The following is a 14,447-nucleotide window of genomic DNA, read 5'->3' on the forward strand; positions in this document are numbered from 1 at the left end:
GTGCAGCCTCTAGGCGGATTGCTGATGCGACACATCGTGACCGAGCAGCGTGGCGGCCACGATGTCGTCGGTCGTATCGATCCTGAGCCGGCCGTCGTCGTCGATGATCAGCTTGAGAAAGTCGAGCACGTTGCGCGCGTAGAGCGACGACGCGTCGGATGCGACCATGGCCGGCAGGTTGGTGAATCCCGCGATGTGGACGCCGTGACGCGTGACGACGCGATCTGCTTCGGTCAGCGGGCAATTTCCGCCGCGCCGGCCGTTTGTCTCCGCGCCGCGTCCGGCGGCGAGATCCACGATGACCGAACCGGGCTTCATGTCCCGCACGATGTCCTCCGGCAGCAGGGAGGGCGCCGTTCTGCCGGGGATCAATGCGGTCGAGATGACGATATCGGCCGAGCGGGCGCGCTCGCGCACCAGCGCGCTCTGGCGGGCCAGCCACGACGCGGGCATCGGACGTGCATAACCGCCGGTTCCCTCGGCGGCCTCGCGCTCTTCGTTCGTTTCGAGCGGCACGTCGAGGAATTTGGCGCCGAGCGATTCGATCTGTTCCCTGACCGCCGGGCGCACGTCCGACGCCTCGATCACCGCGCCCATGCGCTTCGCCGTCGCGATCGCCTGCAAGCCAGCCACGCCCGCGCCGAGAATCAGGACGCGCGCGGCCTTGACGGTCCCTGCCGCCGTCATCAGCATCGGGAAGAATCGCTGGTAGAGCCCAGCGGCGATCAGCACGGCCTTGTACCCGGCGATGTTGGCCTGCGACGACAGGACGTCCATGCTCTGTGCGCGCGTCGTTCTGGGGATCGCCTCCAGTGCGAATGCAGTAATGCCCGCTGTCGTCAGACGCGCGACACGTTCGGCATTGAACGGATCGAGCATGCCGATCAGCACGGCGCCTTTTCGCAACAGCGCGAACTCGGTATCCGTAGGCGCCTGGACCTTCAGGACGACATCGGCCGCCAGTGCGCGCTGCACATCGACGAGCGTCGCGCCGGACGACGCGTACGCGTCATCCGTGAAATTCGCCCGTTCACCGGCGCTACGTTGAACGAGTACTTCGTGCCCTCGCGCAGCGAGCTTCCTGACGGTTTCCGGCGTGGCGGCGACGCGCGCTTCGCCCGCCACGATTTCGGCGGGAATGCCGATTCTCATGTGTTCTACCTCCTGAATGGCGCGTGCCGCTCGCCCGCGCGTGACGCGACGCGTCGGGCGAACGGACGGGGCCGGCCCGCATGGGGCCGGCCCCGTTCGACGCGATCGTTAGAATTTATGCCGCAAGCCGATCGCCGCCTCGAACAGCGAGTTGTAGCCATAGAACGGCTGGTTCGAGCCGGAGGCCGCCGCGAGGGTCGTCCACGCTCCGGTCAGGTGGTTGTAGTCGACGCCGACATACACGTCGGTCCGCTTGCTCAGGAAGTAGTCGAGCGTCGGGCCGCTGGTGATCCGCGTGCCGCTTTGCCCGGCGTGATGGACGACGTCCACGTAGACGGGCAGCTTGAGCGTCAGGTACGGCGTGAAGGAGTAGTCGAGTGCCGCGGAAAACGAATCGTTGCGGTAATCGGCCGGGTAGACGTGGCTGTAGATGTACGAGCCGTAGAGCTTCGCGCGGCTGAACGTATACGTCGCGCCGACCGTGAAGATCTTCTGCGAGCTGTCCGGAATCGTGACGCCGAAATACGTGCTGCCGTACACGCTCGACGCCGGAGTCAGGCCGCCGATGTCGTTGACGATCTGGTATGCGGCGCCGACGCTCAAGGGGCCCCGGTCGTACGACAGGCTGACGGCCGGGGACGAGTTGCGGTGAATATCGCCCGCGGTCTGGCCGAACGTATAGGATGCCTTGGCGGTGAAGCCGGCGATCGTCGGCGACGTATAGCGCACGGAATTGTCGAGGCGGCCGCCGCCCGTGAGCCCTGCGCCCTGGAAGCCCAGCGTGCCCGTGTAGTTGGCGAGCGCGTAGAGGTCGTGGGACCAGGCCATCTCGTGGGCCAGCGTATAGAGGCGCCCGCCCGAGATCGTTCCGTAGGGGCTGCTCAACCCGACCATCGCGGTCCGGCCGAACAGCCGCTGGGTGCCGGACGGGGTCGACTGCTGGGAAATCCCGGTATTCGGCGTGAATCCTGACTCGAGCTGGAAAATGGCCTTCATGCCGTTGCCGAGATCCTCGGCGCCCTGGAGGCCCCAGCGGCTGCCCTGGATCTGGCCGCCGCTGCCCATCGTGAAGAGCTTGCCGCCCGTCTTGCTCTGGTGCGTGTCGAAGCGGACCGCTTCGTCGATGATGCCGTACAGCGTGACGCTCGACTGGGCGCGCGCCGTCACGGAGACGAGCATTCCGCAACCGATTAGGGCAACTAATATTCTGGTATTCATCTGCATCCCCTTGTCAGTGAAAGTAAAGCGATATCGGGTCCGGCTGCCGCGTCCGCAGGCGCGGCATGCCTTTATGTCATGCGGACGGAAAGCGCAGCGGCGAGTCCGGCCGATCCCTCAGTTCAGTGCACGGACCGCTTCGGCGATCTTTCGGCAGCCCTCGCCGATGGTGTCCACGCTGGTGGCGATCGACATCCGGAAGTAAGGCGAGAGGCCGTACGACGTTCCCGCGACCACCGCCACGCCTGCGTGCTCGAGCAGATACAGGACGACGTCCGAATCGGTATCGAGGCGCTTGCCGAGCGGCGTGGTCTTGCCGAGCAGCCCGCCGCAATTGACGTACAGGTAGAACGCGCCGTCGGGCGCGCCGCAGCTGATGCCGGGAATCGCATTGAGCGCGGCGAGCGCATGATCGCGGCGATCCCGATAGACGCCCACCGATTGCGCGACGAACGTCTGGTCGCCGGTCAGCGCCGCAAGCGCGGCGGCCTGGCTGATCGAACAGGCATTGCTGGTCGATTGCGACTGCAGCGTGTCCATGGCGCCGATCAGGTCGGCCGGGCCCGTTGCATAGCCGATGCGCCAGCCCGTCATCGCGTAGGTCTTCGACACGCCGTTGACGACCAGCGTGCGCGACGCGAGGGCCGGCTCGACCGTCAGCAGGTGCGGCGTGCGGCCGTCGGCGTAGCGAATGTGCTCGTAGATGTCGTCCATCATCACGAGGACGTGAGGATGACGCAGCAGCACGTCGGCGAGCGCGCGCAGTTCGTCTGCCGAATACGCCGCGCCGGTCGGGTTCGTCGGCGAATTGATGATCAGCCACTTGGTGCGCGGCGTGATCGCGGCGTCGAGCGCCGGCGCGGTGAGCTTGAAGCCGTGTGCTTCGGTGCACGGCACGACGACGGGCACGCCGTCGCACGCGAGCGTCATGTCGGGATAGGACACCCAGTAAGGCGCGGGGATCAGCACTTCGTCGCCTGCTTCGACCGTGATCGCGAGCGCGTTGAAGATGGCGTGCTTCGCGCCGCAGGTCACGATGATCTGCTTCGGATCGTAGGTGAGGCCGTTTTCGCGTTCGAGTTTCGCGGCGATCGCGGCGCGCAGCGAGGGCGTGCCGGCGGTCGGCGTGTAGCGGGTTTCGCCACGTTCCATGGCGTCGACGGCAGCCTGGCGAATATGCGCGGGCGTGTCGAAGTCGGGTTCGCCGACGACGAGATTGACGATGGCCTTGCCTTGACGCCGCAATTCGGCGGCGCGGTCGGCCGCCGCGCTGCTCGGAGAGGGTTTGATGCGCTGGACACGGGCGGCGATGCGCGATGCACTCACTCTAGGCTCCTGAACGAAATATGAGTAGCCTTAACAGTAAGCGGGCGAAAACGCGCGCGCCAAGATGTCTTTCCGCTGGGGCGAGAGCATCCGCTTATGACGAATCGTCCGACGATGCCCGGGCGCGATTCGTGTCGTCGCCCGCGATCGCTAGGGTTTTTGTCCACTTTCCGGGCCGAAGGCTTCGTCCTACCATTAGCCGATTCCTGCATTGAAGAGCTGACTACCGTGAACCTGCGGCGCCTGAAGTATTTCGTGAAGAGTGTCGACATCGGCAGCCTGACGCAGGCCGCGGAGGTGCTGCACATCGCCCAGCCGGCACTCAGTCAGCAACTGATCACGCTCGAAGACGAATTCCAGCAGCAGCTTCTCGTCCGCACGAAGCGCGGCGTGACGCCGACGGAGGCCGGCGCGACGCTCTACCGCCATGCGCAGCTCATCCTGCGCCAGTTCGAGCAGGCGCAGGCCGACGTGAAGAGCGCAGGACAGACGCTGGCCGGCCAGGTCTCGGTCGGGCTCGCGCCCGGCACCGGCGCCTCCGCGTTGTCGCTGCCGTTGTTGCGCGCGGTCCGCGCGCGCCATCCGTCGATCCTCCTGTACATCAACGAAAATTTCGGCACGACGCTGAGCGAACTGATCATGAACGGCCGCATGGACATGGCCGTGCTGTACGGCGACAGGCCCGTGCACGGCCTGTCGTTCCAGCTGCTGATGAACGAGGAACTGTTCCTCGTCGCACCGCGCAGCATGGGCATCGGGGCGGGCGAAATCGACGTGACCGCGCTGCGCAATGTTCCGCTGTTGCTGCCGCGCCCGTACAACTATCTGCGCAAATACGTCGACGAGGCCTTCGCTCGGATGCAGATGATTCCGAACGTGATCGCCGAGATCGAGTCGGCCACGACGCTGTCCGCGGCCGTCGGGGCCGGGATCGGCGCGACGATCCTGCCGGACTCGACCGCGCGCGTCGTCGCGGAGTCCGGCGACGTCGTCCAGTGCCGCATCGTGTCGCCGGTGATCAAGATCCCGTTGTCGGTCTGCCTGTCCGACCATCTTCCGCTGTCCGAGCCGGCCGCGGCGGTCAAGGACATCCTGCTCGAGCTCGCGGGCGATCTCGCTTTCGACACGCGGTCGGAGCCGAACGCGGATACCGCGGATACATAAGCTCGCCTTATCGCTACAAAGCGAATCCGTCTTGGCGTAATTTTTCTGCGCCCGATACATTGAATCCATCGTCAGTTGCCCGGCGCTGCGCGCGGGGCAACGGGGCGTGCCGCGACGCGGTCTGCGCAGCCGGTGAGGCTGCCGCAGCGATCGTCGTCGCGCAACGTATGCAGCGGCGAATCTCCGTTCGCCGTTGCTCGCCAACCGGGCTACGGGCCAAACGATGGATCTCAAGAAGATTAAGTCTCTGATCGACCTGCTGGCGGACTCGCCGCTGCTGGAACTCGAATTGATCGAGGGCAACGACAAGGTCAGGCTGGTCAAGCGGAACCGGGGCGATGCCGCCGCCGCGCCGGCACGCGACGCGGCTCCCGCGCGCGAGCCGCAATCGCGCAGCGCGCAGGAGGCGGCGCCGCTGCCGGTCGCGTCGACCGACATGCAGCGTATCGAGCCGTGTTTCGTGCGTGCGCCGATGTTCGGCATCGCGCATCTTCGGCCGTCGCCGAACGATTCCGACTTCGTCGACCCCGACGATCGCGTGCAGGCCGGTCAGGTGCTTTGCACGATCGAGGCGATGAAGGTGTTTCACGCGATCGAATCGGAATACGAGGGCCGGGTAGCCGAGGTGCTCGTGAATTCCGGCGACGAGGTCGAAGCCGGCCAGCCGCTGTTCCGGATCGAACGATGATGGGCTTTACTCCTGACAGCCGGGCGGCGACCGGCCGCGGCGCCATCGGAACCCACGAGCGGGGCGACCATGTTCGATAAGGTGCTGATTGCGAATCGAGGTGAAATTGCGCTCCGGATTCAGCGCGCGTGCCGCGAGCTGGGCTTGCGGACCGTCGCCGTTCATTCGGAGGCGGATGCCGGCGCACGCTACGTTCGTCTGGCGGATCAGGCCCTCTGTATCGGGCCGGCGGCGCCGGATCGAAGCTATCTGAACCAGGAGGCCATCCTGCTCGCTGCCCGTGTGAGTGGCGCGGGGGCGATCCACCCCGGTTACGGCTTCCTGTCCGAAAACGCCGCGTTCGCGGAACAGGTCGAGGCGGCCGGGCTGGCGTTCATCGGACCGACGGCCGAAGCGATTCGCACGATGGGGGACAAGGTGGCGGCCAAGCGGGCGATGCGCGCGGCCGGCGTGCCCTGCGTGCCGGGTCCGGACGGCAGCCTGCCCGACGATCCAGACGCGATCCTGAATATCGCGGCCGAGATCGGCTATCCCGTCATCGTGAAGGCGGCGGGCGGCGGCGGCGGCCGCGGCATGCGTGTCGTGCACGCCGCGCCGCAACTGCTCGAAGCGGTGGCCGTGACGCGCGAGGAGGCACGACGTGCGTTCGGCAAGCCCGAGCTTTATGTCGAGAAGTTCCTCGAGCATCCGCGTCACGTCGAAATCCAGGTGCTTTGCGACAGTCACGGCACGGCGCTGTGGCTCGGGTCGCGCGATTGTTCGCTGCAGCGGCGCCATCAGAAAGTACTGGAGGAGGCGCCCGCGCCTCACATCGATCCCGGACTGATTCGCGAGGTGGGCGAGCGTTGCGCGGATGCGTGCCGGCAGATCGGATATCGCGGCGCAGGGACGTTCGAGTTTCTGTTCGAGAACGGCCGGTTCTATTTCATCGAAATGAACACACGGCTTCAGGTCGAGCATCCGGTGACGGAGGCGATTACCGGCATCGACATCGTGCGCGAGCAGATCCGCATCGCGCAGGGCGATGCGCTGACGTGGACGCAGGCCGACCTTCGCTCGGCCGGACACGCGCTCGAATGCCGGATCAACGCGGAAGATCCGTTCACCTTCGTCCCGTGTCCGGGCCGGATCGTCGAATGGGAAGTGCCCGGCGGGAACGGCATTCGCGTGGATTCGCACCTGAGCGCTGGTCATGTCGTGCCGCCGTACTACGACTCGCTGATCGCGAAGGTCGTGACGCACGGCGCGACTCGCGACGAGGCGATCGCGCGGATGCGCGTCGCGCTGTCGGAGATGCGCATCGAAGGGATACGAACCAACGTGCCGCTTCATCGCGCGATCCTGGACGATCCGGCGTTCGGCGACGGCGGCGTGGATATTCATCATCTGGAACGCTGGCTTGCCGCGCGGGAGGCCGTATGACGCGAATCATCGAGCCTGCGCCTCCCAGACTGCATGACGATCCGGCAGTCGCGTGTGCCGAGCCGGAAGGAAAAGCTCTCGCAATGAAACAGGACGATTCGGAACAAACACTGCGCGTCAGCCTGCTCGGCACCACCGCGATGCTGTTCGAGGCGCCGGGTGCGCTCGACCTGCGGGTGCAACGTCGCATCTGGACGCTCGCGCGCACGGTCGGCGGATGGCCCGGCGTGCGCGAGGCCGTGCCCGGCGTGACCAACCTGATGCTCACGTTCACGCATCCGCCGACCGATCCTGCCGCGCTGGAAGCGCGGCTGGTCGATGCATGGCATGCGGCCGGCGAACTCGACATCGCGGGCAATGTCGTCGAGCTCGCGGTGCAGTACGGCGGGGAGTTCGGACCGCATCTCGACGACGTGGTCGCGCATACGGGCCTGTCGGTCGACGAGGTCGTCGAGATTCATTGCGCGCCGCTTTACACCGTCTACGCGCTCGGCAGCCATCCGGGCTACTGCTATCTCGGCGGCATGGATCCGCGGATCGCCACGCCGAGGCGCAAGGTGCCCGTGCTCGGGCTGCCCGGCGGCGCCGTCTCGATCGGCGGCGTGCAGACGGGCGTGTCGGCATCCGCCGGCCCCAGCGGGTGGAACACGATCGGCCGCACGGCGATGACGTTCTTCGACCCCGGGCGCGAGCAGCCGGCCACGCTCGCGCCCGGCGACATGATTCGTTTCCGTGCCGAAAGGATTGTCCGATGATCGAGATCTTGTCTTCATCCGCGTTGGCAACGGTGCAGGACCGCGGGCGCGAGGGCTACCTGCGATTCGGTGTCGGCACGTCCGGTGCAATGGACCGGGTTGCGCTCGCGATCGGCAATCTGCTGCTCGGCAATCCGGACGACGCGGCCGCGATCGAAATCCCGATGTTTCCGTTTCGCGTCCGCTTCCTCGAGGATCTGGCATTTGCGATTACGGGCGCCGATTGCGCGGCCCGGCTCGACGAGCGGCCGATTCTCCCGTGGTGGACGATCGAGGCCAAGCGGGGCGAAGTGCTGACGATCGGCATCCCCGCGTCGGGAACGCGCTGCTACCTGTCGCTTGCGGGCGGCGTCGACGTGCCGCGCGTGCTCGGGTCGCGCAGCACGCAGTTGCGCGGGGAGTTCGGCGGTTTCAACGGACGGCAGTTGCAGAAGGGCGACGTGCTGCACGCGATCGGGCTCGATGCGCGTGCACCGTTGCAGTCCGCCGCGAATGGCGGGTTCGGCGCGGTGCCGCCGGCGTACCTGTTGCCGACGCCTGCGGCCACGCCGGCCGCCGAAGGCGGCGACACGGTGGTGAGGGTGCTGCCGGCCGCGGAGTACGAGTGCTACGAAGCCGATTCGCTCGACGCGTTCTGGCGTGAAGGCTGGAAAGTGACGCCGCAGAGCGATCGCTACGGATACCGGCTTGCCGGCCCGACGCTCGCGGCCCGCCGGCCGATCGAGAAACGCTCGCACGGCATCGTGCCGGGCGTCATCCAGGTGCCGCACAGCGGCCAGCCGATCATTCAGCTGCGCGACGCTCAGCCGTCGGGCGGCTATCCGAAGATCGGCACGGTGATCGAAGCCGATCTGTGGCGGCTCGCGCAAGCCCGGATCGGCACGCGGATCCGCTTTGCCAGGACCACTTACGAAGAAGCGGTTGCCGCGCTCGACGAAGTGGAGCGCTATCTCGCCAAGGTCCGCAATCTCGCCGGGCTGTTCCGTGCGTCGAAATATTGACCGATGACAAACAACAACGAAGTGGACATTCAAGAACTTCGCCAGATCTCGTCGTGGCTTGCCGCGGCCGAGATCGAATTCGCGGAGATCCGGCATGCGGGATCAACGGTCCGTCTGACGCTCGAACCTGCGGCGTCGACCTCCGGCGAAGCGGGGGCGATCGGAAAGCCGTCGCCGGTCGCCGGCCCGACGTCGATCGTCAGGTCGCCGTCGACCGGCATCTTCGTGACCACGCATCCCGACCGAGCGGCGCCGCAAGCCGCGATCGGCCATCGGGTCGAGGCCGGGAACGTCGTCGCTTTGCTGCAGATCGCCGAGTTGTACCGGCCGGTCGTCGCGGAGCGCGACGGCGCGATCTCGGCGATTCCTGCGGAACCGGGGGGCCTCGTCGGGTATGGGGCGCCGCTGTTCGAACTGGCGGCCGACGTGCCGCCGCCATACCTCCCACGCATCGAGAGAGCAGATGATGGAAATTGACCTGAACGCGGATGTCGGCGAAGGATTCGGCCCGTATCGGATGGGCGACGACGAAGCGATGTTCGATATCGTCTCGTCGATCAATATCGCGTGCGGTTATCACGCGGGCGATCCGGTGATCATGGACCGGACCGTGCACGTTGCCGGCGCGAAGGGAATCGACCTGGGCGCGCACGTCGGCTTTCCCGATCTGCTCGGGTTCGGGCGGCGGCCCATTCAGGCGGACCCGCTCGAACTCGCGAAGTACGTGCTGTACCAGATGGGCGCCCTCGAAGGGATCGCGCGCGCGGCGGGCCACCGCCTGACCCACATGAGCTTTCACGGCGCGCTCGGCAATATGGCCGCCGCGTCGTATGAACTCGCGGAGCCGCTGGTGCGGGCGGTCGCGGAGTTCGACCGGAATCTCGTGATCAGCGTGTCGACCAACACCGAGATCGAGCGCGCGGCCGACCGGATCGGCATGCGTACCGCGAATACCTTCCTCGCCGACCGCGCCTATGACGATCAGGGCGCGCTAGTGTCCCGCCAGCTCGCGGGCGCGGTGATCAAGGACCGGGCGGCGGTGCTCGCGCGCGTGCAGCAACTGCTCGAGGACGGCACGGTCACCACGATCGAGGGCAACACCATCAGGATGCGCGCGAAGTCGATCCTGCTTCATGGCGACACGCCGGGCGCGGTGGAACTCGCGCGCACCGTGCGCGGCGCGATCGAAGCGACGGGCGGGCGCGTCGTGCCGGTATCGAAGCTCGTCGATCGCCCGTCGCCGTCATAAGTCCGCCTTATCGCACCACACCGAATCCGTATTGGCGCACGAATTCGGCGCCGAATACATTGCCAGATATCGACAGCGTTCATCGGCATGCCGATGCAACGCGATTCCACAGAGGTGAACCATGCCGTTTTCCGATTACAAAACCGCACTCGTCACGGGCGCTTCGACGGGGATGGGCGCCGCGATCGTCGAGCGCTTCTGCCGCGAAGGGCTCGAGGTGCATGCACTGGCGCGCAGCGCGGACCGGCTCGACGCGCTCGCGAAACGCACAGGGTGCATTCCGCATGCGATCGACGTCTGCGACCTGGACGCGGTCACGAAGCTGACCCAGGACGTCGAATTCGACATCGTCGTGAACAACGCGGGGGTATCGAGCAAGGGCTCGATTCTCGACGCGAGCGTCGACGACATCGACACGCAGGTGGAAGTGAACCTGCAGGCCGTGCTGCATATCGTGCGGCTCACGATGCCGGGCATGGTCGAGCGCGACCGCGGGCACATCGTCAACATCAGTTCGATCGCGGCGATCTACAACTTCAACGGCAACTCGATCTATCACGCGACGAAAGCGGCCATTCATGCGCTGTCGCGACAGCTTCGCGTCGACGCGACCGGCCGGCGCGTGCGCGTGACGGAGATCTGCCCGGGTCGCGTCGCGACCGACATTTTCGGCCACGTGCACGGCGACATCGAAGCGGCGCGCAAGCAGTTCATCGAAGGGTTCGAGCTGCCGCAGCCGTCCGACATCGCGGATGCGATCGCGTTCGCGATCGCCGCGCCGCTCGCAGTCAACATCAGCAACATGGAAATCCTCCCGACCCTGCAGGTGCCGGGCGGCCTCACGACGGTCAAGCGCGACGCATAAGCGGATCGATTCGGTCACGTCCACACGAACGGAGAGCACATCATGCAACAACGTATCGGTTCCCGAAAGAACGCGTCGGCACCGCAGGCCGATCCTGCGATCATCGACGCGCTGCGCGACATTCCGGCCGCGCTGATCAGCGACAACATGCGACGCATCGTCGGCACGGCCGCGTTGCGCCCGTATCACCGGTCGGGCGGGATGGTCGGCACCGCGGTCACGGTACGCGTGCGCCGCGGCGACAATCTCGCGATTCACCGCGCCTTCGAGTATTGCCGGCCGGGCGACGTGCTGGTCGTTGACGGCGGCGGCGACGTCACCCAGGCGCTGCTCGGCGAAATCATGTCGATGTATGCGGAGAGCATCGGCGTGGCCGGGCTCGTGCTCGACGGCGCGATCCGCGACGTCGCGGCGATCCGCGAGAAGGATTTCCCGGTGTTCGCACGAGGCGTCACGCACAAGGGGCCGTACAAGGCCGGTCCCGGCGAGATCAACGTGCCCGTGTCGATCGATGGCCTGGTGATCCATCCCGGCGATATCGTCGTCGGCGACGACGACGGTCTCGTTGCGTTTCCGCAGGAAGAGGCCGAATACCTGATCGGGAAGGCGCGCGCGCAGATGCGCAAGGAAGCCGACACGATCCAGTCGATCAAGGAAGGCCGCTTCGACCGTTCGTGGATCGACGCGTTCGAAGCGAACATGGCTGGCTGAGCGATGGAACCTCGCGGCGAAGCATGCGAAGGCATTGCAGTCACGGCGCTGGCGAACCGGCTTCTCGAGCTGACCGCGGCGACGCGCGAGCGCTCGGAGGGTGACCCGTTCGCCAATCCGGTGCTGTCGCTCGCATGTTCGATCATGCAGTCGATCGGCGACGGGCGAATCGGCGGCGAAGACACGCTCGAGCTGGTGAGACAGCTGCGCGATCAGGCGTTCTCGGATCGGGCGGCGCGGATCGCCGACTATGTCGGCGGCGTCGGTGTCGACGCGAACGAAGCGGCGCTCGAATCGATTGCGGGTCGTGTCGTGGGCGACGCGAACGATTGGGACGGCTTTCGCGCGCGCGCCGAGCGCACCCGCTATGCGGCGGTATTCACCGGCCATCCGACCTTCGCGCTGAATCCGGCGGTCGCGCGCCATCTCGCGGATCGCGCATGCGGCGCGGCGCCGCGGCGATTCGAGTCGCATCGCCCGGGGACGGTGACGCTCGACGCGGAGTTCGAGCAATCGGTGCAGGCGATCGATCATGCCCGCGATGCGCTGGATCGCTTCAACGCCGCGTTGCTGTCGGCGGCACGCCGGGCATTTCCGGACCGCTGGCTGGAGCTGGTGCCGCGGCCGTTGATCGTGTCGACCTGGGTCGGCTACGACACCGACGGGCGAACCGACATCGGTTGGTGGGATACGCTGCGATTTCGCCTGCGGATCAAGCGTCTGCAGCTCGCGCGCATTCATCGACAGACGTCCGCCATCGGCAGCGCGCGGAAGCTGACCGTACGTGTCGCGGAGGCACTCGACGTGCTGGACCGTCAGATCGCAGCATGCCCGGACGGCGCGGATGCGCGCCAGACTTCCCGGTTCGCATGGGCGCTCGTCGCGCACCGCGACGACGCGCTGGTGGCCCCGGAAACCCTGGACGAACTTTATCGCGGCGCGATCGCTGATGCGCCCGATCGCGACAAGCTGGCGCTGGCCGTGTCGCGCGCGGGCCTCGCATCGCACGGGCTTGCGCTCGCGCATACGCATTTCCGGCTGAACGCCGCGCAGCTTCATAACGCCGCGCGTCAAAGGCTCAATATCGCCGATTCCGTCGATGCGCCGCTGCATCGGCGCGCGATGCTGGCGGCGATCAACGCCGAGCTGGACAAGGTGCAGCCGCTGCCGGTCGACTTCGGCGCGCTGCTCGCGGAGCAGGCGACGGCAGCGCGGACGATGATGACGATCGCGCAGCTCGTCAAGCACATCGATGGCGCGACACCGGTTCGATTCCTGATCGCGGAGACGGAGAGCGGATACACGTTGCTGGTCGCATTGTGGCTTGCACGGCTGTTCGGTGTGGATCGGCACGTGGAAATCAGTCCGCTGTTCGAGACCGAGGAGGCGCTCGAGCATGGCGCGCATGTCCTCGATGAAGCGCTGCGCAGCCCGCACTATCGCGCCTACGTGAAATCGCACGGACGGTTGGCATTGCAATTCGGCTATTCGGATTCCGGCCGTTATGTCGGTCAGCTTGCCGCGAGCTACCTGATCGAGCGACTCAGGATGAAGATCACCGGCGTGCTCGCGCGCCACGGGCTGAACGGCGTAGAGGTCGTGCTGTTCGACACGCACGGCGAAAGCGTCGGCCGCGGCGCGCATCCGGGCTCGCTGGCCGATCGCCTCAAATACCTGTCGCCGACGGCGTCGCGCCATGCGCTGAACGATTGGGGGTTGCAGGTAAGGGAGGAGAGCGCATTCCAGGGCGGCGACGGCTATCTGCTGTTCGGCACGCCGGCGCTGGCGCTCGCGACGGTCGCGCGGATCGCCGAGCATGCGTTCCATCATGCGGTCGGCCCGGTCGACGATCCGATCTACGACGATCCGGATTTTGCCGCCGACTTCTTCGGCTCGATCCGCGCGACGATGACGGCGCTCGTCGACGACGCAGGCTATACGGCGATGCTCAGCGCGTTCGGTCCCGCGCTGCTCGACCGCACGGGCTCGCGGCCTGCGGCGCGGCAAGCGGACGGCGCCGCGTTCCGCGCCCGGATTCGCCACCCGAGCGAACTGCGCGCGATCCCGAACAACGCGATCCTGCAGCAGCTCGGCTGGTGCGCGAACACTGTGCACGGCCTGGGCGCCGCGGCCGCCCGGCAGCCGGAGGGCTTCGCGGAGATGCGCGGGCGCAGCCGCAGATTCAGGCGCGCGCTCGATCTCGCGGAAGCCGCGTTCGCGCACTCCGACATCGAGGTGCTGAGAGCCGTGACATCCTTGCTCGATCCCGGCACGTGGCTCGACCGCGCGCTTCACACGGCGGATGGCGGTGCGCGGGATGCAATGCTCGCGGTCGCCGCGATGCTGGAGCGGATCGACGCGTCCGCTGCGACGCGGGCGATGTTCCGCCGCGCGCTGGCCGACGATCTGGCGCTGCGCGCCGTATGGCCGAATCGCGCGCGCATGAGCGATCGCGAAATGCTGCTGCATGCGCTGCGGCTTGCGCTGATCCAGCTGGTCTGGTTGAAGGCGACGGAGATTCCAGAGTTTTCGCCACGGCCCGATGTGACGGTCGACGACCTGCAACGGGCGATCGTCGGCCTCGACATGCCGTCCGTGCTGCCGGTACTCGCGCGGATATTTCCCGAGCGGACGGACGACACGGCCGAATACGAGTATGCCGAGCCCGCCGCGCCGCGAGCGCCAGGTTCCTATGCGAGAGAGCACCGCGAGATTTTCGTGCCGATGCGGCAGTGGTTCGAATCGATACGCGAAATCTCCGTGGCCGTGAGCCACGAAGTCGGCACGTTCGGCTGACGCCGCCCCGCACGCGTATCGCGGGCGATGGCGTTCGCGATGCGACGCGCACCGGGGGGCCTCGGGCGCCGACGCGGTCCGACTCATTCAACCCTTACCG

General features: G+C 66.8%; 13 protein-coding genes. 10 read left to right on the plus strand and 3 right to left on the minus strand.

Annotated features, from left to right (window positions below):
* Positions 1-9 precede the first annotated feature (9 nt).
* The 3 genes from U4Z64_RS08875 to U4Z64_RS08885 form a co-directional block, all read right to left on the minus strand.
* Positions 10-1,152 (minus strand): Re/Si-specific NAD(P)(+) transhydrogenase subunit alpha, encoded by a 1,143-nt coding sequence (locus tag U4Z64_RS08875; protein WP_321819741.1) that lies wholly within the window; start codon positions 1,150-1,152, stop codon positions 10-12.
* A 108-nt stretch (positions 1,153-1,260) separates the two neighbouring features.
* On the minus strand, positions 1,261-2,331 hold the full coding sequence (locus tag U4Z64_RS08880; RefSeq protein WP_321819742.1) for a porin: 1,071 nt from the start codon (positions 2,329-2,331) through the stop codon (positions 1,261-1,263).
* A 156-nt stretch (positions 2,332-2,487) separates the two neighbouring features.
* Positions 2,488-3,696: an aspartate transaminase gene (locus U4Z64_RS08885; RefSeq protein WP_321819743.1), complete on the minus strand. Its 1,209-nt coding sequence runs from the start codon at positions 3,694-3,696 to the stop codon at positions 2,488-2,490.
* A 228-nt stretch (positions 3,697-3,924) separates the two neighbouring features.
* On the opposite strand from U4Z64_RS08885, the gene nac reads away from it, so the two are divergent.
* The 10 genes from nac to U4Z64_RS08935 all read left to right on the plus strand — a co-directional run bounded on the left by nac (position 3,925) and on the right by U4Z64_RS08935 (position 14,347).
* Entirely contained in the window at positions 3,925-4,860 is a 936-nt protein-coding gene (nac, locus tag U4Z64_RS08890) for a nitrogen assimilation transcriptional regulator NAC (protein ID WP_321819744.1), read from the plus strand.
* A 223-nt stretch (positions 4,861-5,083) separates the two neighbouring features.
* On the plus strand, positions 5,084-5,548 hold the full coding sequence (locus tag U4Z64_RS08895) for an acetyl-CoA carboxylase biotin carboxyl carrier protein subunit (RefSeq protein WP_321819745.1): 465 nt from the start codon (positions 5,084-5,086) through the stop codon (positions 5,546-5,548).
* Positions 5,549-5,617: 69 nt separating this feature from the next.
* Positions 5,618-6,970, plus strand: coding sequence for an acetyl-CoA carboxylase biotin carboxylase subunit (gene accC, locus U4Z64_RS08900; protein WP_321819746.1), 1,353 nt, complete (start codon positions 5,618-5,620; stop codon positions 6,968-6,970).
* A gap of 83 nt (positions 6,971-7,053) precedes the next feature.
* Entirely contained in the window at positions 7,054-7,725 is a 672-nt protein-coding gene (pxpB, locus tag U4Z64_RS08905) for a 5-oxoprolinase subunit PxpB (protein WP_321819747.1), read from the plus strand.
* Positions 7,722-8,726, plus strand: a complete 1,005-nt coding sequence (locus tag U4Z64_RS08910) for a biotin-dependent carboxyltransferase family protein (protein WP_321819748.1) — start codon at positions 7,722-7,724, stop codon at positions 8,724-8,726. The genes pxpB and U4Z64_RS08910 overlap by 4 nt, the downstream gene beginning before the upstream one ends.
* A 3-nt stretch (positions 8,727-8,729) precedes the next feature.
* A complete protein-coding gene (locus U4Z64_RS08915; protein ID WP_321819749.1) occupies positions 8,730-9,203 on the plus strand; it encodes an acetyl-CoA carboxylase biotin carboxyl carrier protein subunit in 474 nt (157 codons plus the stop codon).
* Positions 9,193-9,975, plus strand: coding sequence for a 5-oxoprolinase subunit PxpA (locus tag U4Z64_RS08920; protein WP_321819885.1), 783 nt, complete (start codon positions 9,193-9,195; stop codon positions 9,973-9,975). The genes U4Z64_RS08915 and U4Z64_RS08920 overlap by 11 nt, the downstream gene beginning before the upstream one ends.
* A gap of 121 nt (positions 9,976-10,096) precedes the next feature.
* Positions 10,097-10,840 (plus strand): SDR family oxidoreductase, encoded by a 744-nt coding sequence (locus U4Z64_RS08925; protein ID WP_124646086.1) that lies wholly within the window; start codon positions 10,097-10,099, stop codon positions 10,838-10,840.
* 42 nt (positions 10,841-10,882) lie between these two features.
* Positions 10,883-11,551: an RraA family protein gene (locus U4Z64_RS08930; protein ID WP_174419884.1), complete on the plus strand. Its 669-nt coding sequence runs from the start codon at positions 10,883-10,885 to the stop codon at positions 11,549-11,551.
* 3 nt (positions 11,552-11,554) lie between these two features.
* Positions 11,555-14,347: a phosphoenolpyruvate carboxylase gene (locus U4Z64_RS08935; protein ID WP_321819750.1), complete on the plus strand. Its 2,793-nt coding sequence runs from the start codon at positions 11,555-11,557 to the stop codon at positions 14,345-14,347.
* The last annotated feature ends 100 nt before the right edge of the window (positions 14,348-14,447 follow it).

The sequence above is a fragment of the Burkholderia sp. BCC1996 genome (genome assembly GCF_905339955.1).
Classification (GTDB): domain Bacteria; phylum Pseudomonadota; class Gammaproteobacteria; order Burkholderiales; family Burkholderiaceae; genus Burkholderia.